The following is an 18,695-nucleotide window of genomic DNA, read 5'->3' as shown; positions in this document are numbered from 1 at the left end:
CGTTTTTGCTTATATACTTTCAGCTTGTTTGAGTAACGCACCCTTTCGTATTATAAGGTCAGCCAGAGAATTCTGGTTGACTATTTTTTATTCAATTTATAGATTGATAGTAGCCGGGGAAGAACGGACGCACCCGTGGGACTTGATCCCGACAACTAAACTGTTCTCCTAGCTGGTTTAGTTGAATAAGAACTCATTCCTTGACCATTAGATTTTAAATAACAATTTGATTAAGTATTAGCCCTAAAATTAAAAACCCAACAATAAAAGCACCTATATGAATTAAAATCTTATATCTCAACTTAATTTTTAATAAGAAATATAACTTAAAGACGAAATAAATTATTATCAAATCAATAGGTGTCTTTATCAGTGAAACAATTAATTTATTATTGATATGGAACTGTTCATAAATAAAGTCCTTAAAAAAATAATTATTTGCTATACCAATCATAGAAAAAACGACTTGATAAACAAAAAATTTAAAAAGGTTCATACAATTCCAACTCCCCTATAAATAGCGTTAATCCCTTCTTTAATTAATCCACCATTACTTCAATAAGGGATTATTCAAATGCCCTTGTAAGGGTTAACATACAAATCAATATCAAATTCAGCTCTAATACTATTTGCGAATTCAATTTGTTCATTATCAAGTTGTAAACCTGGCGTTTCCCCATTTTCCATAATTATTAATATTGAGAAATTACATTCCAGATTATACTTGGATTTTAACTGATTAATAATAGTTGCTTTATTTTTTAATGGTCCTATAATCTGGTCCAGTTGTTCTTTTACATCATAGGATTCTTGATAGTCCGTACCGAATTTCCAAGCGGTTTCTTTTCGAAATTGGACTTTAGTTGAAACAACATTTGGATTATATTTTTTTGCTATGACTTCACCCTTTTTATAGGATTTAGTTGGTTTATTTCCCAGTATCTCAGTCACATTGTAATTGGAAAGTTATCTCCGTATAAACTAAAATAAACCTTAACCTGAGTTTTATCCAAGTGAAAATCCCCCATTGAGTCCGATTTTCCATAAAATGATTATGCAATTCATTATTGAACTATCCTTCCCCGTTAGCCCCATAACAAAAAAGGAACGCCGCAGCGAATCTTTTTGTGCTCAGCACTCGTTCGTTGAGCAATCAGCTGACCACCTTATTTTCAAATATTAACTTTATAATTTAGTGTAAGTTCATCACCTGGTAATCCCCTAATTCCCCAATTATGTTTAGGGGTTTCATATATGGTGATTTCCACATCCTGAGAGGTTATGTTTAACTCGTTTTTAATTCGTTTGAACAGTAAATTAATCAACTTCTTCTTACTTTCTATTGTCCTACCTTCAAATATACTTATTTCAATTATGGTATAATCCTCTGTTCTTCCGTCCGCAAATAAAAAATCATCTTTATCCATAGGAAAGAAGCGATGAAACCTCTTTTCTGATGGATACTGAAATGCATCCATAACACAAGAATGTATTACCTCAGATAATTGTTTTTTAATTGGGTTTAAACTTTCTTTGAGACCAAACACTCTAATTTGTGCCATTCTCGATTCATCCTTCCTTATCTACTCTAAACTCATCTGACTTAATTAAAAGATATTCAATAAACTTTATAAAAGTCCTTCTTCAACTATCCTGCTCCTTTAATACCTTAATAGATAAAAGTGCATTCATCCTTCTTGAATCAATGCAACAGTTAGCTAAAGAACTAGTGTATTATCTTATCTCTTTAAAGTCCCTATCCAAACATCACCCTTGTCGAGACTATATTGCAGGAAACTCCCATCTTCATCTTTAATTCTTACGGCATCATAGGCTTTTCCCTTAATCCTTGATACTTCTTTTTCGGTTAAAGCCCCTTCTTCTAACCATTCATTTAAGTCATTTTCATCGTAATAATCACTCTCTATATGCAAATCCCATTCAAATTGTTCTAACTTGTCTCTCAAAGAATGAAATTTATCAAATGGAAACCCCTTATTTTCTTGCCTTCTTTTGAAGGTTTCATCATAAAAATCAAGACAATTTCTATATGCGACAACAATTTGTGAATTAATAAAATGAGGGTCATAAAGCCAGAGTTTCAAATAAAAGTCTTCATCTTCTTTTTTCATTTTTTGATGCCACTCTAGGTAAACTTCGATCATTGCATCAAGTAAAAGGCTTTTATACCAATTAGGAGGATTTCTTCGTTCTAATTTATAAAAAGGATTAATCCATAATTTTTCGTATTGTCTTTGATAATTCCTTAAGTAGTCCATATCTAAATTCATTGCATTTTGCTTCCATCTTTCGATTTTTCTTTTATGTCTTTTCCAACCTCGTATTTTCTTCTTTTTTGAAAAATAAAACACTTGTACACTTCCTTTATTGATTTATATAACTCAATGATACCTTATCTTCTTGTTTAACTAACCTCCCTCAATAAAAAATGCGATACCCCTGTCCTAAAATTAAGACAGGGGTCATAAAGTTGTTGTTAAATTGTTTAGAAAAAACACATTATTGGATAATATATTCTATCATAAAGTTACTCCTGCATTATCTGAATAAGGTTGCCGCATGTATCGTCGAAAACAGCTATTGTTACTTCGCCCATTTTTTTCGGCTCCATTGTAAACTTCACGCCGTTTTCCAATAATCGTTCATACTCTTTACGAATATCTGCCACGCCAAACATTGTTACCGGGATGCCTTCGGTAAACAGTTTCTTTTGATACTCTTTAGCTGCTGGATGGTTATTAGGTTCGAGCAAAAGCTCGGTACCTTCTTTGTCTTCGGGAGAAACAAGCGTTATCCACCTATATTCTCCTGCTGGAACGTCATGCTTTTTTACAAAGCCCAAGGTTTCTGAATAAAACTCAAGTGCCTTGTCTTGATCTTGTACGAATATACTGGTAACAATGATTTTCATATTTCTTTGCCTCCTTTGATATTGAAATGTATGTTGCTCTAGTCTCATTAACTATTTATATTATACTATTAAGAGCGAATAATAAAGTCAGCTCAATTTTTGGGAGAAACAATGGTTCTCTCTACAATAAACCTGAACCTATAGTTACATAAAAAATATTCATTTGCAGTTAGTGTACACTTGTAAATTCCTTCTTTTACTCTGCTTCTTACATTAGATATCAATAAATGTAATATAGCAGCCAATCACCTGCAGACATTTGACGCAAAAGTGATTGGCTGCCATACCGTGACACAGCTTTGCAAACCCACCTTCTATGGCTAAATTTTTATAAGAGGCGGATTCAACACCAATCCAATATCTGCTATTCTGACTTGTTAGATCCGCCATGACTCAATCCCCTACTCCTCAAATGCTAAACTCGTTTTCAACCGATCTAGTTGTAAGAAATGATGTCTGTAATGCATTACAATCAACAAAAACCACTCCTGTGCGTTTAATGCACCAAATGCCGGATGAAGCATCTTATTACTTACGACCGATTGATGTAAGATTGACTCCATATTCCTCATCCGTTCTACAACCCTATGAAGCCCATCTACCAGGTACTCCATGCTCTCAGGTGGTTGCGGAGTATAATTCGGCGAAGCAGGGACCTTAATACGAACGGCAGGAAATTGTTCTATTTTAAACACTGCCTTCCCCTGCTCCGTTTTTTCCATCGCTGGATTCAATGTCGATTCGCTGCCATCTAAACATTGCTCGGCATTATGCAGATGAATAAAAGCTGATTGAATTAAATGTACATACATCTGTCCAATGGACCAATCATCCTCGTTCAACTTTCTATTTAATTTCTCCATATTAAATTTTTTTAGTTCTGCCAAATATCTTTCTACTGTAATTTCAAATGACTTCAAAACTTCCTTTGTACTACTCATCCTTCTAGCAACTCCTCATCATTTTGATATATTCATAGTATAAAAAAACACTACTGACAGGTGTATGTCAGTAGTGTTCTAAAATTTTTCTCGCTACTTCTCGAACCTTGTGACGCAAAGATTTCGGTTCAATCACCTCAATATCTCCGCCAAAGCCAAGTAAAAAATGCAATATTTCCTCCGGATATCGAACACGAAATTGAAAGATAACCTCCTTCTCCCGCTCTTCAATGGTATCAATATAAAAATTAACTGCCTCTATAATCTTGTCGGCGATTTCTGGGATTGCCCTAATTAAGATTTTTTCATCTCGATTGTCAGGTGGCCGATAGCTGCTTAGGTCAAAATTATTTGGTAAAAGAAATCGTTCCTCCAACACAGAAAGTTCGGTCATCCGTGACAAGCGAAAATGACGTATATCTTGTCTCAAATCACAGTGTGCGATTAATATCCAATTTCCATGGACTAGTGTTAATCCATATGGAGAAACCTTACGCTTATTTTTCCGCTTCCCATCATTTCCTGGCATATTTTTGATATACACAAAACTGATTTTGCATTGTTTCAATATTGCGTCACGAACTTGATTAAGATAAGTTCTTACCCTATCTTCAGTTGATGGTTCACCTACATGAAGCAGTCGCATGGTTTCCCGAACAAGTGTTGACTGGTTGCGAACTGATTCCGATAAAGTAGCCTCGATTTTTCTTTTAGCAGTCTTAGCATAAATACCGTAATCAGTATCCAACCTTTGTTCAATAAAATCAGCTCCCATGAGCAGAGATACTGCCTCTTCTGCTGTAAAACTAACCGGGGGCAGAAAATATCCTTCCATTAAGGAATAACCCAGACCAGGAGCGCCTAAAATCGGAACCCCAGCCTCACTTAGTGCTTGAATGTCCCTATATATCGTACGCACACTTGTCTCAAATTGAGAAGCTAAATCTTCTGCCCTCAGCGTTTTGCTTCGCTGTAATTCAAGCGTGATTGCAAGCTGCCGCTCGGTTTTGTTCATTTTTTGCTGTCCTCCACAGTTTATCTTTCAAAAATCTATTAATTCAATCAAAGTTCCCGCCCAATAGTTGAATAGCAGCATGCAGATTTCTAAAAAAGGATCCACTTTGCAATGTATACGCGCTAAATGCTTCGATTTGTTGCCTCGTAACGATTCTAAATTTCGCTATCCAACTAAAATTCCCCATAGCAACTCTCTGGTTTCCATCCATGTTCACCAATTCTTAATCTAACAAATATTCTTCAGCAGAATTAATCATCTCTATCCTCAATTTGCAGATTTATTTCTTATAATATCATAAAAAGTTTTGTACTAAATGCCCCGTTAGTCCAATAAGGAAAAATGATGCAGCTTACATTAACAAAAGCGTTGTTGAACTGAGATCAACAACGCTCCTGGTTTTAATATCCCCCTAATTCTTTTCTATTTGGGGCATGTGGTGGTTCCTCCATCCATCCCCTGTCCATTAAAATATCAGCCCCATCCTTTCCAAACTTCAAAATTTCAGGAATTAATTTCAAATATTCAGTAGACAGGTCAATTCGTGATGTGATAGATAATGCATGCCCAATATAGGTCAACCCTTGCGTATTAAGCGTGGTTACAAGGTTCATAATTAACCTTTCCGAAAATGGAGATATAGTAGAGGTTGAAACTTCGGTATTAATCATGATAGTGCCAAGTAAATCATCTTTAATTAAGGCATCATTCAGAAAGCGTATTTGTTTTTTAGCTAACTCTTTTCCTTTAATTAAATAATTTTTTATCTCTTTATCTTTTACAACTTGAATAAAAGCTGTGAGTAAGATTAAACCAAAATAGTTCCTTTCAATGTTAAAAAACATTTCAGAAATTTCAAGTACATTTAGTGGTCGTTTTGGTTCAATAAATTTAGATAATAGGCCTTCTTTAGTAACAAACTCGGCTGAATCAGGATATGGAATCATTGTTGGTCTATCATATATTCCTTTAGATAGCATCAGATCAACTGATTTATTATAAAGGTCTAATGAAGAAGTCAAACAATTAGAGAAAAAAGTTCTAATATCTTCTCTTGCAACATTAGAAAGCTGAATACTATAGTTCATTAAACCTATCCGACTCATTCCATAGATATAGCTTACTGAAAATAAATCAAAAAACAAAGGTGGTGCTGTGAGGTCAAGATCATCATCTGAAAATCCCTTTGGAATAGGAAAACCTTCACTTTTAAATATACTTTCTATTTCTTCTATATGTTTATTAGATATATCTAAAGTTAGTTGAATTAGAGGGTTAACATCTGTATAGTTCGAATGATGTAAGAAATGCTTTGTAAGACAGATGGATAAACTATCGGATATATAAGTTCCCCACAAACCTGCAATTTCAGTTGATGATAAGCCTACTGAATGTCTTGGCTCCATTGAAAATCTCCTTTTACAATAATATTTTTTCTAATTTAAGTATGCTCAGTACAAAGGTATATATACCGTGAAATCGAGTTGCCCTAACATTATTCCTGCTCCGCCCAACTATACACTTCTTTCAAACCCTTTCAAATAATAAGTATTAATCATGTAAATAAGCTGAATAATAACAGTATAACTATTGATTTAAAGGCCGTTTCTTTCTTCCGCATGTAAAGGCAACAGCCCTCTCAGTTTACAAATGGTTATGGAGATTCATCCCTTCAAAATTATGGCTTTCGACCCCCTCCTAACTTTCTATGTTTAAAGACTAAAGTACTTTAATCCTCCCAGATTCGCTACAAGCGAATGGCTCGTTCTTTCTTGGCAGGAATCCCACCCGCTATATGGATACGACGAACAAATTAAATGCATAATTTGTTCAACATTTTCTTGATTACTATCCGTCTTTATAAAATGAACTGGCTTTGGGTAATTAAAGTTTATCTTTTCTTTCCCCTTAAAATATGAATTTATCGAGTATTTTTGATCAAATTTAATTATAAGGATATACATAAAAGAACTATTTCAGAATGAATAGTGCAGATAAAGCCAAAACTGTTCACATGATAAACGATACCAATAAAATGAGATAAATGGGTGGGAACAGTAACTTTATCCTACCAGGAGAAGTTTTTTTTATTACCTCGATTAAGCTCTCTGGAACCATAAAAAAGTGCTTTCCTTCTTTCAGGAAAGCACCCGTTAGCACAATAACAAAAGTATTTTTAATCAAAAATAAAAAATCGATTTATTTTAGACGGTTCTCCAAGGATTCGATTGCTAGTTTAATTGCAGCGAAGCGACGCTTATTTAATGTTTCTTGGGAACTACCTTCCTTCGCTTTTGCTATCTGTTTTTCTATTGATGGCATAATCCCCTGTAAAATATCTTTAGACGCCAAAATATTCTCTTTATCATAGAGAAAATCTCCCCTACCCCATGCGTCTTTGAGGCTCTCCAATCCTATCTTTATGGAATTTCGTCTCTTTTTAACAATGGTTGTATTTGCACCTTTTTCTGTCATAGTATTATAGGCGTTTGAAAGTTTGTTTAAAGTTGATTCCAAGGATTTAATGGACAAATCTTGAATTTCTTGGCTAATATTTCTCATCTGCAAACCTCCTTTGTCTTTTCATTGGTAATCTATTTTGCAGAAAAAACGATAAACAATTCCTAGCCATATATTTTAACAAAGAATCATATAGAAAACTTATTCCTTTTTACTTTGTGCCAACAAACATTTTAAGTTATCATCAATAAATTTATTATTAGCTTTATTTATTCCACGCCCCGCAAAATGTCCCCAGACGGAATTAATAGGATAAAATTCAGAATAGGTATAAGCTTTGCCTCGTATGCGTTATCTGCAGAAGTACAGAAAAGTTCTGTGCGTCCTGGCATAACTAACGTAAGCGCTTTAATACTTTTGAGCGTCTCCTCTTCCGTTACGTTTCAAATCTAGAGCTTAAACAAACGCTCTTTGATGGAACTGCAGATATAGTTTTTATGCTCGACGAACCCATTCTTTCCACAGGGCTTGAAGTAGAGCTTTTAATAGAAGAAACCTTTCGATTTTTTGCAGCACGTGATTATCCTCTTGCAAAAATACTGTCCTGCCGGAAGAAGATTTTCACGGAGAAGTATTTCTGGTTAATGAAAAAGGGTGTATCTATCGAACTATGTTTGATCAGTCTTTTGAGAAAAAAGGTATTGATACTGTTACTTATTTAGAATTTCAAAACGCTGAAGCGATTAAACAATGTGCCATTACAGGAATTGGTATTGCCTTCCTCCTGAAATAACAGTCGAAGCTGAAGTTGAACGGGGTGACTTTATTGCTCTTCCATAGCAAAATCCAGACTTACATGTTTATACCCAAATGTTATGGCATAAAGACAAATGGCTTTCACCTATTATATTATCTTTCATAGAAGCAGCAAAAGAAGTATTAGCTATAAAGGCTATTAATAAGAGCATATGAGCGCTTGATTCTTATAAAAAATTCTTTCTGCCAAAAAAAGGCATCTTGGTTTATTAACTAGATGCCTTACCTTATCCTGATTCATAAAATAGAAGTTTCACTTATTCTCCTCCCTTCACCCCCATGATTTTAAATAGATGTATTCATGTTCTCCTATACTATGATTTAACTCTTTATCTCTTAACTGGTAACATAAGATTTAAATAAGCTTAAGGTTGGTCATAATCATTTAGAAGAACTTCTAATAAGGTAATTGGTTGTTTTATCCAGCATTTGTCCATATTTCTCCTCTAATTCTTTTGGTAATAACTTTCCTTTAATTCTATAAACCCAATGTCCACATTAAATGCCTCAGTAATTGAGCAGAACTGTTCAATTTTCGATAGAACCTTTATATTCTAACTCCTCCTGCTTCATACCCGCCACAATCGATTTAAGTCTTTGAAAATTACTTTCTACCATGGAGGAAAACATTCCAACAATAGGCTCCATTTGAGCATTACTCTTTAAATCTACTACCCTATTAAACGCTCCCTTTTATTACAATATTTCCTTTCAATATACGCAAACTTAAAAGAATTTCCATTAAGTATTCCTCTAAGATTCTAGACTGTGAAAAGGTTTTCCTCCCCTAATGAAAGCTGGAACACCTTATTTCTATGAACTCCCGCACATTTTCAATAGCAGCTCCCTTAGTATAGTGAATATATAAAATGCAGGGGGATCTAAAATAGACGGTTATATGTTTAATAGATAATGATAAGGGTATTTTATAAATTGCGGTAACTAACTTACTTACTGGAGGAAAAATTATGAAAAAAAGTATTTCTTTTTTTATAGTAATGATGATGATAATCGGAATTCTTTCTGGTTGTTCCAGCAAGGATTCCAGTGCAAGTGGGAAAACACAGGACGGAAAGACTGTAGTTAATTTTTGGAGTTTCTGGGGATCGGAAACACGAAGACCCATTATCGAGAAAATCGTAAAGGATTTCAATGAATCACAAGATAAAATTCTAGTAAAACATACTTACTTGCCATGGGGAGACATCTGGACGAAAAATTTAGCTTCCGTTGCTGCCGGTAGTCCAGCTGATGTCATCATAAATGATATTAATACAGTTGCCCAAAGAGCAGAGAATCAACAAGTAGAGGAAATCACGGAATATGTGGATGATAATTTCCAAAAGCAGTTCTATCCACATTTATGGAACGCAGTTGTACATAAAGATAAGGTTTATGGAGTGCCCTTTAATACAGATACTAGACTCTTATTCTATAATAAAAAAGCTTTTGAAGAAGCAGGTCTTGATCCTAATCAACCACCTTCCACATGGACAGAACTAGAAGAATATGCAGAAAAATTAGATAAAAAACAAGGAAATACATATGAAAGAATTGGCTTTTACCCATTGTGGGGAAGTACAGGACCCTCCTCGTGGATGACTAATGCAGACAATGGTACAGGCTATATGAATAATGGAGAGCTAGCAATCCATACTCCAAGAAAAATAGCCGCTTTAGAATGGCTGCTACAATGGAAAAATCGTCTAGGGGATAAAACAGTTCAAGCATTCCAAGCGGAGTTTGGGAGTGAACAATCAAATCCCTTTATAGCGGGTAAAGTTGCTATGTGGATGGATGTTGGTACATTCTATACCCAAATTCGTGACTATGGTAAGGACTTAGAGGTGGGAGTAGCAGCTATCCCCTCATTTGAAGAAGGAGAAGGGCATTGGGCCGAAGGTGGAGGATTTGTTGCTGAAATTCCAAAAGGCTCCAAGCATCCTAAGGAAGCGATGGAATTTATAAAATATTTAACAGGTTCAGAAGCACAAACGTATTGGGCTGAAAAGAATTTTGACAATGTGGCAAATATTAAGGGTGCAGAAACAGCAGCCACTCATTTAACAGGGATGGAAAAGGAAATATATAATGCAATGGTCAAAAATCTGGAAGTAACGAATATATACCCAACACCTGTTGAATATCCTGATTATCAAAATACAATCAACCCGATTATCGATAATGTAATGCTGGAAAAAACTACCCCAGAAAAAGGGCTTAAACAGGCCGAGGAGCAAGTCAAAAAGCTGAAGCAATAATACGTAAGAGAAGGGATAGTAATTCCTTCTCTTCTCTATATTTGAAAAGGGACAATGAAGAAAAATCATCAATAAAGGAGAAGAAAACTTTATGACGGGAAAAACAGAAATAGGCATCTCCAAAAATTTAGAATCACCGAAAAAGAAACGACCTATAAAAACGGCAAAAATGACAAGAGCAAGAAAAAATAATGTGATTGGCTATCTCTTTATCAGCCCGTGGATTATCGGATTCATCGGACTAATGCTGGGTCCTATGCTCTTTTCTTTCTATGCAAGTTTTACTGACTACAATATAACATCGAAAATGAATTTTATTGGCCTAGCAAACTATAAACAGATGTTTACAGTAGACGACATGTTTTGGACATCATTATGGAATACTTTATATTATGTACTTTTTTCTGTGCCGATAACCACAGCAGGAGCCTTGCTGCTCGCAGTTTTGCTTAATCAGAAGGTTAAGGGAATGAAAATTTTTCGCACCATTTTTTATTTACCTGCAGTACTTTCAGGTGTAGCGGTTTATTTTTTATGGATGCAATTGCTAAGCCCCTCCACTGGAATGGTCAATACCATGTTAAGCTGGGTTGGAATAGAGGGACCTGCTTGGCTGTTTGATCCTAAATGGACAAAGCCTGCATTAATACTCATGAAGATATGGAGCGTAGGTGGAGGCATGCTTCTGTATTTAGCTAGTTTACAGGGGGTATCGAAAAATTTGTATGAAGCTGCCGAAATAGATGGTGCTAATATATTTCAAAAGTTTTTTCATATCACCTTGCCCATGGTTTCTCCGGTAATTTTTTTTGATTTAGTAACAAGCACAATCGGTTCTTTTCAAATTTTCCAGGAAGCATACGTAATGTCGGAATCAGGAAATGGCGGACCAGCAAATTCACTCTTATTCTATAATTTACATATGTGGAATAATGCCTTTAAAACATTTGATATGGGATATGCCTCTGGAATGGCATGGATATTATTCGTTATTATCATGATTCTTACTATATTTCAGCTAAAAATCAGTAAACGCTGGGTTCATTATGAAGGAGGAAATGATAAATGAAATCTATAAGCACTTCTAAATTATCCAAACAAAAATCTTCGTCCATAAAGCTTAGAAAGCTATTCGTTCTTTTCTTATTATTAACTGGAAGTATCATTATTTTATCACCTTTATTTTGGATGATATCGACATCACTAAAATCTCCAGCCGAAATAGCTCAATATCCTCCATCCTTGATACCGAAAGAATTTCATTTTTCTAATTACATAGAAGCATGGAAAACAGCTGCCTTTACAAGATGGACAATGAATACTTTATTTATTGCTGTTTTCGTCATGATTGGAAATGTATTAGTAAATTCATTAATCGCATATGGTTTTGCAAAAATCCCTTTTAAAGGAAAGAATATCTTGTTTGTTCTAGTTATTTCAACAATGCTGATCCCTGGTTTTGTCACATTAGTACCGCAGTATATTTTATTTTCTAAATTAGGTTGGCTGAACACTTATTTACCATTAATAGTACCAGCCTTTTTAGGGAGCGCGTTTTTCATTTTTCTATTACGACAGTTTACTGCCTCTATCCCTGATGAGCTAATTGAAGCAGCAATGCTGGATGGAGCCAGTCACTTGCAAATTTGGTGGAAAATTATTTTACCATTAACTAGACCAGCCTTAATAACAGTAGCTATTTTTTCCTTCAATGGAGCCTGGAACGATTTATTAGGACCATTGCTATACATAAATGACGAGAATTTATACACCTTACAAATCGGCCTGACAACTTTCAAAGGAACAGTACAGACACAATGGCATTATTTAATGTCCATGTCCGTAATGGTTTTATTGCCCGTGTTATTATTATTTTTCTTCTTTCAACGCTATTTTATCGAAGGCTCCAATATTTCTTCGAGCAGAAAAGGTTAATATTGATAAAAGTACCATCCGGTGAACGGGTGGTACTTTTTTATGGATTTCTTCACTCTCCATATATAATTTATTCTTTTGAAGAAATTTTTTTAAAATCAATGTGATTAAACAAATCTTGTTGCCGGTAATAATTACAGATCTACTTTACAGCCAACTCTTTAGAAGTTGATTTGTCACTTTTAATAAAAAAGGGAATAAAAAACAGTGGGTAAATCATTAAATACAAATTTACTGCCCACCAGCTTAAATCAAACTCTAAACTAAATCCCCAAAATGCAATAGCCTGCAAACCCGAACAAAAGGTCAGCACTAATGAAATTAAGGCATACGGCTTCCATTTTGCGCTTGTTTTCTTATATAAGTATAAGCTATAGAGACCTGTTGCTGAGATGAAAATATCTAAAGGCAAAAACGACCAGTTCCAAGCAATAATAATGGGATTATCATAATCCTTAAAGGCCCAGTCTATAGGAATAAGACTGAAATATGTAATAATCCAATAAATGATAAAGCCTATATCTGTGATGAGAAAAAAAGGCTTTAAATATTTCATTAACAAAATCCTTTCTTATTTTAATATTTCTTTACTGCTGAAATAAGAACAAATGTAGTCATAGATACAATAAAGAATTAAAAGAGTATTCATCCCTACAGGTAATAGAAGTAAAATAGCATAAAATTTAAATAACTAGTATGACTACTCGCTCATCTGAGATTTGTGATCAGATGCTTCACTATGATCGACAGTAAAGTTAAGAGTTACAACGCCGATAATAATAAGACAAATCGCAATAATTTTCACAAGACTTAAACTCTCATTAAAATAATATACTCCAATAATTGAAATAATTAGGATTCCTATACCTGACCAGATTGCATAAGCCACAGAGATTTCGATCGTCTTTAATGCCAAAGTTAAAAATACTAAACTGTTTAGATAGAAGAATATTAATAAAATACTTGGTAATAACTTTGTAAAGCCTTCAGATAATTTCATACTTGTTGTACCAGCAACCTCAAATACTATTGCCAAACATAAATATAGCCAAGAAATATTAATCACCATCCTTATATTTCGAAATGCCATTCAACAATATATCCATAACTGCTTCTAATTTTTCTTTAATTGTTAATGAGCTTTGCGAAGCATAAATTTGATTAATAGCACCTAGATACAATTCAATAAAGATATCTAGATTAATATCTCGAAGGTTTCCTTGTTCTATCCCTTGCTTCATCAAAGTAAGAACAGTTGACCATTCTTCTCTTAGGAAAATATCCAATTTCTCCCATTGCTGAAAATGATGCTTTTTTAAGTCGGACAATAAGCGAATATCCATAATCCCGAACTCTTCAGGAGTACTACAAAGGATAAGTTTAATCTTATCTAACACATTTGTATTCTCATCCATAACTATCTCTTGTTCATTTTGCTTTATACTATGAATAAGTTTTTCGATAATCTCATCAACAATCTGATCTTTTGAAGAAAAGTATTGATAAATTGTTCGTTTGCTTGTTCCTAAATTAGCAGCTAACTCACTCACTGTAAAACTAAATCCTTTTACTTGAATCAATCTAATTGTTTCATCAATAATTCTATTATGCAAAAACGGACCTCCTACCAATACGAATGAAACTCATTCGGTTTTATCGGTACCAGTATAATATAATATCTAAATTTGCACAATAGTTTTTGTTATAAAATGTAATAATGACAGATACTCGAACTTATTTCCGGAATGAGAGAAGCTGCATTATAATAGAGATAACTGACAAGATTTTCATCTAAATGAATCATGAAGTGGATGAAACAGGTCCTCCATTGAATTTCTGACAACTGAAAAGTGTTCCACATTGTAATGTCCATGAAGAGTTGTATTATGGTGCTTGATGATTTGTTCTTCATTTATTACGTCATTGCCCAAAGTAGAGTGTCCATCACCTACTAACGTTACGTCAAAAGTAGCTTGACAAACCATATCGAGAGAAACCGTCTTCATATAATTCCGTTTTATCACTCTGCTTTCCTTGTATTAATAATTGTCCAAACAGAACTAAACAAATTCTTTTAGCATCCCCCCTATTTTTACAATAAGTAAAAAGAAACCATTTTGAAGAGTCGTTAATCAAAATGGTTTCTTTTCAAGCAATCTCCCATATAAACATTCGTTAGTTTAATAGTTTTTGAACCTTATCGGCAATATAATCTCTTAATGAGACAAGTTCGTCTTTCTCAAAAGTATTAGTAACATTTCCATTTTCATAAGAATCGACGACTTTACTAATGGTGATCCTTACATCCTTTGAGAATGTTTTAAGCCCCCAATTACCAGCTTCTTGCTTGGAGGAAACGACTCCTTCTTTAAGAAACCAAAATACTCTTATTAAATTTAACGAACAATAAATGGGGTCTTTTGCGATATTTTCCAAACAATCGTAATAGTCACCTAGTATGGAAGATGTATAATCTGCGCTTGGAACTAAAGGAAATACTTCCTTTATAGGTTTACCTTCTACACATATGCCTCTTTGATAAGTAATCGTTAAATGAGCTGCTAAATCGGCATCTGAATGAATATCACCATTTATATACTGATAGGTACCATTTAACAAATCTCTTTCGAAGCGTTCTCTCCAAAACTCACTATAATGAAAGTCAAATACACATGGATGCTGCCAATGCCGTAATTGACCCGTATTTAGAAAACTTATTTCAATGGGATATGGAGAATTGGAATAACCTAATAAGAACCGCGCTAATTTTCTTTTATCTTCTACTTCTAATGATTGATGCGTAATAACCAAAACATCCACATCGCTGCTTTTAGGATTAAATCCTCCCATAGCCAAAGAACCATGTATATAAAAACCAAGGTAATTGTCTTTTATAATTTCCTTCATACTTTTATTTAGATGAAAGACAAAATCCTTCACTTCAGAAGAACATGTTTTCCAAACATCCCCCATCTTTCTCCCCCCTGTTCTTACTCCGTTACCAATATGCTTATTTGTTAAAAATAGTAATTTTAGTTAATATTAATACTAACTATCGCCAATGTAAACATTCACAACTACCATATTGCTGTTCTCTGAGGAAATAAGAACATCGTACAAAAAAAAGATAGATAGAGCGAATGCCTTCCACTCTTCTATCCTTTTTCTTTCAATGCATATACTGTATGATATTTTATCATCCTTAACTACTAAAAGCTTCACACGATAAAAGCAAAGTATAAAATGAATAACAAGCAAAGTACATACATAATTGGATGAACTTCTTTATAACGCTTTTGTGCTACTAAACATATTGGATAAAAAATAAATCCTAATCCAATCCCGATTGCCACACTAGAAGTAAGAGGCATCATAATAATTGTTAAAAAGGATGGAATGACAATTTCTAACTTCGTCCAGTCTATTCTCCTAATTTCCATTGCCATTAATGCCCCTACCACAATTAATGCAGCAGCTGTAACTTCTACTGAAATCACGGCAACAAGTGGGGAAAAGAACAATGCAATTACAAAGCAAGCTGCAATGACGACAGACGTAAAACCTGTTCTTCCTCCGACAGCAATACCTGCAGAAGATTCCACACTCGTAGCTGGTGTCGATGTACCTAAAATAGCTCCAATAGCACCTGCAGCAGAATCAGCAAGCAACCCTTTACCGATATTAGGAATCTTATTATCCTTCATCATTCCTGCTTGGCTAGTTAAGGCAATTAATGCACCTGCAGTATCAAAGAAGGCAACAATTAAAAAGGTAAAGATAACTGTTAGTATTTCTGGCGTAAAAATCTTATCTAAATGAGAAAACACAACACCAAATGTTGGTTTAAGGCTTGGTATATCTCCAACAAGCGAAGAGGGAACTTCTATTAATCCAAAAATCATTCCCACAATCGTAGTAATGACCATTCCATAAAAAATCCCGCCGTTAATGCCGCGTACTAACATAACAATTGTAATAACAAGACCTATAATTGCCAGCAGAGTCATAGGGGACGTTAAATCACCAATCGAGACAAATGTATCTGGATTACCAATAATAATTCCACCATTTTTCAACCCAATAAACGTAATGAAAAATCCAATTCCAGCAGCGATTGCATGTTTTAAACTCGCTGGAATGATATTAATGATCTTCTCGCGGATTTTCATTAAACTTAATAACATAAAAATGATTCCTGCAACAAAAACACCAGTTAAAGCGACCTGCCATTCTATTCCCATTCCTATACATACAGAAAAAGTGAAGAACGAATTCAGGCCCATACTAGGTGCAATTGCGATTGGAAAGTTAGCAAGTAAACCTATAAGTAATGTTCCGATGATTGCAGTGAGCGCTGTTGCTGTGAATACAGCCCCGCTATCCATCCCAGATTGGCTTAAGATAATTGGATTTACAACTAATATATACGCTATAGACAGGAAAGTGGTTATTCCTGCAAGTGTTTCCTGCGCATAAGAAGTGTTCCGTTCTGCAAATTTAAAAAAGTCTCTCATGTTGTCGTCTCCTATTTGCTAAATTATAGATCGATAGGGAGTGATTCTAAGATTAGTTTTACCACTAATTCATTTTATTTTCCCCTTAATAAAAAAAACTTTGACCCTTATTTGGTCAAAGCTTTTCTACAAAACGGAATAAAAATGTTATAAAATTTCCATTCCTTGTAGACAAGCTATTTATTGGTAGCTGGTAGAAACTTTCAAGCCATATTCTTGAATTTATACAAGGTTCTATCTATTCTTTTAAAAAAACAATAGGAGAATAATAACAAGTTTAAATTATTATGTCAATAGTATAAATTGGAATAGGATTGTCTAGTAACAAATCAAAGTACTGAGAAGATTGAATGTAAAAAGAATTAAAGGAAAATAATTCGGAAAAAGCCATAAAAAAAGACCATTTCGGTCTTTTTTATGGCTTTGCTTCTTCTACTACTAATGAGATGAATTTATCATTTTTTGTATTATGATTCACCGTAACAATAACTGTTTTTTCCTTTCCACCCTCTTTTACGAGAAATTGAAAGGAATCTTGTTCTTCTTGCGGAGATATTTTTTTACGCCCTAAATATTTATAATCAGTTACAGACTCTTCTGGATAATCTGCCTTTACTACAGCAATTGCAACAGACCCAAATTTCTTATAATCTAACTCCTGGACAGCTAAATGATGCGATGGAAACATAAATGCCATAACTAATACTGATATACTAACAATAAGAACGGATAAAGATTTAGTCTTCATATTTACCTCCAATGTTTTTTCTTATTATGAATCTCCCAGCATTTTTTTATGTATCGCATCTATTTTTTTTGCTTCCTCAATCAGCGTTCTGGGAATGGTTTTATTTCTGGCCCATTCTTTAGAAAAGTTTGTCAAGGAAGGGTGGCGCTCATCTACCAATGGACATATTTCAATTGTATATGCGGGTAAATGATAGGTCGTAATAAACCAATCTGTAAATCCGCCCCCTACGGCATCTTTCGGAGGAATCCCAATCTTGTACCCAGTTTCCTTTGCGAGAACTTCTGCAATCATCCGATCTCTGTTCTCATTCGCCCCATTATTATATTGCCAAAAAATCTCCTGACCAGAAGAATGGTAGGCAACTGCAATGGTTGGTTTTATTTTTTCTGTTAACTTGACTATGGCTTGTACCTCTTGTGCTTCAAATGGAGCTTTCCCTTTATAATTTTTATAAAAAGGTTCTTTTTTGGAATCCTTTATATACTCCCATCCAGCAGGATATTGTCGATTTAGATCCACTCCTAGCCCATTACTTTTCCAACGCGTAAAATCATTTAGGCCGCCATTCATCTTCTTTATTTTTCTTTTCGAGAAAAACGGAAATTTGTTGATTTTCCCCTGTTGAATGGTGACTCCATCTGGATTGATCATCGGTACAATCCAAATCGAATAGGAACCAAGAAAATTGTCTCCATTCTTTATTGTCCTTGCAATATCCTCTGCCATTTTCATGGTTAATAAAGAAGTAATCCATTCCCTTCCATGATGTGCACCTGACAAAAGGATACTTTTCTTTCCTGTCCCTATTTGGATCGCATAAATTTTCCGGCCAAATTCTGATTTCCCAATCGCATGGACTTGGAGCTGTTTCTTATATTTACTTTTTAAAATCCAGACATCGTCTTGAAAGTTTTCATATGTATACACTTCACTCGCATCTACAACTGATTTCGCGTAGGACTCCTTTGTATTTACACAAAGAAAGACTGAAATTGCAGTTAAAATAATAATAAGTCGCCTTTTCATAATAACCCCTTTTTTCTTTATATTGTGGATATGCAGAAGTCCTT

At 34.3% G+C, this 18,695-nt stretch carries 19 protein-coding genes, 3 pseudogenes and 1 riboswitch; of the genes and pseudogenes, 4 read left to right on the top strand and 18 right to left on the bottom strand.

What is annotated here, in order from left to right:
- Positions 1-570 precede the first annotated feature (570 nt).
- The 10 genes and pseudogenes from NSS71_RS24980 to NSS71_RS24935 all read right to left on the bottom strand — a co-directional run.
- Positions 571-951 (bottom strand): DUF4279 domain-containing protein, encoded by a 381-nt coding sequence (locus NSS71_RS24980; RefSeq protein WP_341152140.1) that lies wholly within the window; start codon positions 949-951, stop codon positions 571-573.
- A gap of 221 nt (positions 952-1,172) precedes the next feature.
- Positions 1,173-1,562, bottom strand: a complete 390-nt coding sequence (locus NSS71_RS24975) for a tautomerase family protein (protein WP_095320220.1) — start codon at positions 1,560-1,562, stop codon at positions 1,173-1,175.
- Between the two features lie 177 nt (positions 1,563-1,739).
- Positions 1,740-2,315 (bottom strand): hypothetical protein, encoded by a 576-nt coding sequence (locus NSS71_RS24970; RefSeq protein ID WP_369989489.1) that lies wholly within the window; start codon positions 2,313-2,315, stop codon positions 1,740-1,742.
- Positions 2,316-2,548: 233 nt separating this feature from the next.
- Positions 2,549-2,932: a VOC family protein gene (locus NSS71_RS24965; RefSeq protein ID WP_061797659.1), complete on the bottom strand. Its 384-nt coding sequence runs from the start codon at positions 2,930-2,932 to the stop codon at positions 2,549-2,551.
- 213 nt (positions 2,933-3,145) lie between these two features.
- Complete coding sequence (locus NSS71_RS24960) at positions 3,146-3,322, bottom strand: hypothetical protein (protein ID WP_235850110.1); 177 nt, start codon at positions 3,320-3,322, stop codon at positions 3,146-3,148.
- Positions 3,323-3,333: 11 nt separating this feature from the next.
- Positions 3,334-3,873: a DinB family protein gene (locus tag NSS71_RS24955; protein ID WP_061797662.1), complete on the bottom strand. Its 540-nt coding sequence runs from the start codon at positions 3,871-3,873 to the stop codon at positions 3,334-3,336.
- Positions 3,874-3,940: 67 nt separating this feature from the next.
- Positions 3,941-4,888: a helix-turn-helix transcriptional regulator gene (locus tag NSS71_RS24950; RefSeq protein ID WP_095320212.1), complete on the bottom strand. Its 948-nt coding sequence runs from the start codon at positions 4,886-4,888 to the stop codon at positions 3,941-3,943.
- 401 nt (positions 4,889-5,289) lie between these two features.
- Positions 5,290-6,294 (bottom strand): DUF3231 family protein, encoded by a 1,005-nt coding sequence (locus tag NSS71_RS24945; protein ID WP_144581063.1) that lies wholly within the window; start codon positions 6,292-6,294, stop codon positions 5,290-5,292.
- A gap of 793 nt (positions 6,295-7,087) precedes the next feature.
- Positions 7,088-7,450: a hypothetical protein gene (locus tag NSS71_RS24940; protein ID WP_341152139.1), complete on the bottom strand. Its 363-nt coding sequence runs from the start codon at positions 7,448-7,450 to the stop codon at positions 7,088-7,090.
- 99 nt (positions 7,451-7,549) lie between these two features.
- Positions 7,550-7,779: pseudogene (locus NSS71_RS24935) on the bottom strand (hypothetical protein); the annotation flags it as partial.
- Between NSS71_RS24935 and NSS71_RS24930 the strand changes: the two are divergent.
- The 4 genes and pseudogenes from NSS71_RS24930 to NSS71_RS24915 all read left to right on the top strand — a co-directional run.
- Positions 7,771-8,320: pseudogene (locus tag NSS71_RS24930) on the top strand (substrate-binding domain-containing protein); the annotation flags it as partial. The pseudogenes NSS71_RS24935 and NSS71_RS24930 sit on opposite strands and share 9 nt — an antisense overlap.
- 812 nt (positions 8,321-9,132) lie before the next feature.
- Positions 9,133-10,425 carry an ABC transporter substrate-binding protein gene (locus tag NSS71_RS24925; protein WP_061797686.1) on the top strand — a complete coding sequence of 431 codons (1,293 nt, stop codon included), beginning with the start codon at positions 9,133-9,135 and terminating at the stop codon, positions 10,423-10,425.
- A gap of 169 nt (positions 10,426-10,594) precedes the next feature.
- On the top strand, positions 10,595-11,494 hold the full coding sequence (locus tag NSS71_RS24920; RefSeq protein WP_186440713.1) for a carbohydrate ABC transporter permease: 900 nt from the start codon (positions 10,595-10,597) through the stop codon (positions 11,492-11,494).
- Positions 11,491-12,360 carry a carbohydrate ABC transporter permease gene (locus NSS71_RS24915; protein ID WP_095258751.1) on the top strand — a complete coding sequence of 290 codons (870 nt, stop codon included), beginning with the start codon at positions 11,491-11,493 and terminating at the stop codon, positions 12,358-12,360. Before NSS71_RS24920 ends, NSS71_RS24915 begins: the two co-directional genes overlap by 4 nt.
- Before the next feature lie 142 nt (positions 12,361-12,502).
- Here NSS71_RS24915 and NSS71_RS24910 read toward each other — a convergent pair whose 3' ends face one another.
- From NSS71_RS24910 to NSS71_RS24875, 8 genes and pseudogenes are all read right to left on the bottom strand, one after another.
- Entirely contained in the window at positions 12,503-12,916 is a 414-nt protein-coding gene (locus NSS71_RS24910; RefSeq protein WP_061797694.1) for a YvaD family protein, read from the bottom strand.
- Between the two features lie 144 nt (positions 12,917-13,060).
- Positions 13,061-13,417 (bottom strand): DMT family transporter, encoded by a 357-nt coding sequence (locus tag NSS71_RS24905; protein WP_095258769.1) that lies wholly within the window; start codon positions 13,415-13,417, stop codon positions 13,061-13,063.
- Between the two features lies 1 nt (position 13,418).
- On the bottom strand, positions 13,419-13,973 hold the full coding sequence (locus NSS71_RS24900; protein ID WP_095258749.1) for a TetR/AcrR family transcriptional regulator: 555 nt from the start codon (positions 13,971-13,973) through the stop codon (positions 13,419-13,421).
- Between the two features lie 174 nt (positions 13,974-14,147).
- Positions 14,148-14,324: pseudogene (locus NSS71_RS24895) on the bottom strand (cysteine hydrolase); the annotation flags it as partial.
- A gap of 211 nt (positions 14,325-14,535) precedes the next feature.
- Complete coding sequence (locus NSS71_RS24890; RefSeq protein ID WP_336045393.1) at positions 14,536-15,333, bottom strand: aminoglycoside adenylyltransferase domain-containing protein; 798 nt, start codon at positions 15,331-15,333, stop codon at positions 14,536-14,538.
- Between the two features lie 245 nt (positions 15,334-15,578).
- Positions 15,579-16,874, bottom strand: coding sequence for an NCS2 family permease (locus NSS71_RS24885; protein WP_341152138.1), 1,296 nt, complete (start codon positions 16,872-16,874; stop codon positions 15,579-15,581).
- Between the two features lie 148 nt (positions 16,875-17,022).
- Positions 17,023-17,124: riboswitch (purine riboswitch) on the bottom strand.
- A 165-nt stretch (positions 17,125-17,289) separates the two neighbouring features.
- Positions 17,290-17,622 carry a DUF3889 domain-containing protein gene (locus tag NSS71_RS24880; RefSeq protein WP_047942740.1) on the bottom strand — a complete coding sequence of 111 codons (333 nt, stop codon included), beginning with the start codon at positions 17,620-17,622 and terminating at the stop codon, positions 17,290-17,292.
- Positions 17,623-17,646: 24 nt separating this feature from the next.
- Positions 17,647-18,651: a M14 family zinc carboxypeptidase gene (locus NSS71_RS24875; RefSeq protein WP_341152137.1), complete on the bottom strand. Its 1,005-nt coding sequence runs from the start codon at positions 18,649-18,651 to the stop codon at positions 17,647-17,649.
- Positions 18,652-18,695: the final 44 nt, after the last annotated feature.

The organism is Niallia sp. FSL W8-0951 (assembly GCF_038006525.1).
GTDB classification, from domain to species: domain Bacteria; phylum Bacillota; class Bacilli; order Bacillales; family Cytobacillaceae; genus Niallia; species Niallia circulans.
The sequence above is the reverse complement of the archived record's forward strand: the minus strand, read 5'-3'. Positions and strand labels throughout refer to the sequence as shown.

What these genes read in the sequence shown, in the direction of transcription:
- NSS71_RS24880 (WP_047942740.1), bottom strand. Translation starts at nt 17,622, where the DNA reads ATGAAGACTAAATCTTTATCCGTTCTTATTGTTAGTATATCAGTATTA.
- NSS71_RS24915 (WP_095258751.1), top strand. Translation starts at nt 11,491, where the DNA reads ATGAAATCTATAAGCACTTCTAAATTATCCAAACAAAAATCTTCGTCC.
- NSS71_RS24910 (WP_061797694.1), bottom strand. Translation starts at nt 12,916, where the DNA reads ATGAAATATTTAAAGCCTTTTTTTCTCATCACAGATATAGGCTTTATC.
- NSS71_RS24920 (WP_186440713.1), top strand. Translation starts at nt 10,595, where the DNA reads ATGACAAGAGCAAGAAAAAATAATGTGATTGGCTATCTCTTTATCAGC.
- NSS71_RS24955 (WP_061797662.1), bottom strand. Translation starts at nt 3,873, where the DNA reads ATGAGTAGTACAAAGGAAGTTTTGAAGTCATTTGAAATTACAGTAGAA.
- NSS71_RS24875 (WP_341152137.1), bottom strand. Translation starts at nt 18,651, where the DNA reads ATGAAAAGGCGACTTATTATTATTTTAACTGCAATTTCAGTCTTTCTT.
- NSS71_RS24885 (WP_341152138.1), bottom strand. Translation starts at nt 16,874, where the DNA reads ATGAGAGACTTTTTTAAATTTGCAGAACGGAACACTTCTTATGCGCAG.
- NSS71_RS24945 (WP_144581063.1), bottom strand. Translation starts at nt 6,294, where the DNA reads ATGGAGCCAAGACATTCAGTAGGCTTATCATCAACTGAAATTGCAGGT.
- NSS71_RS24940 (WP_341152139.1), bottom strand. Translation starts at nt 7,450, where the DNA reads ATGAGAAATATTAGCCAAGAAATTCAAGATTTGTCCATTAAATCCTTG.
- NSS71_RS24965 (WP_061797659.1), bottom strand. Translation starts at nt 2,932, where the DNA reads ATGAAAATCATTGTTACCAGTATATTCGTACAAGATCAAGACAAGGCA.
- NSS71_RS24975 (WP_095320220.1), bottom strand. Translation starts at nt 1,562, where the DNA reads ATGGCACAAATTAGAGTGTTTGGTCTCAAAGAAAGTTTAAACCCAATT.
- NSS71_RS24950 (WP_095320212.1), bottom strand. Translation starts at nt 4,888, where the DNA reads ATGAACAAAACCGAGCGGCAGCTTGCAATCACGCTTGAATTACAGCGA.
- NSS71_RS24925 (WP_061797686.1), top strand. Translation starts at nt 9,133, where the DNA reads ATGAAAAAAAGTATTTCTTTTTTTATAGTAATGATGATGATAATCGGA.
- NSS71_RS24890 (WP_336045393.1), bottom strand. Translation starts at nt 15,333, where the DNA reads ATGGGGGATGTTTGGAAAACATGTTCTTCTGAAGTGAAGGATTTTGTC.
- NSS71_RS24960 (WP_235850110.1), bottom strand. Translation starts at nt 3,322, where the DNA reads ATGGCGGATCTAACAAGTCAGAATAGCAGATATTGGATTGGTGTTGAA.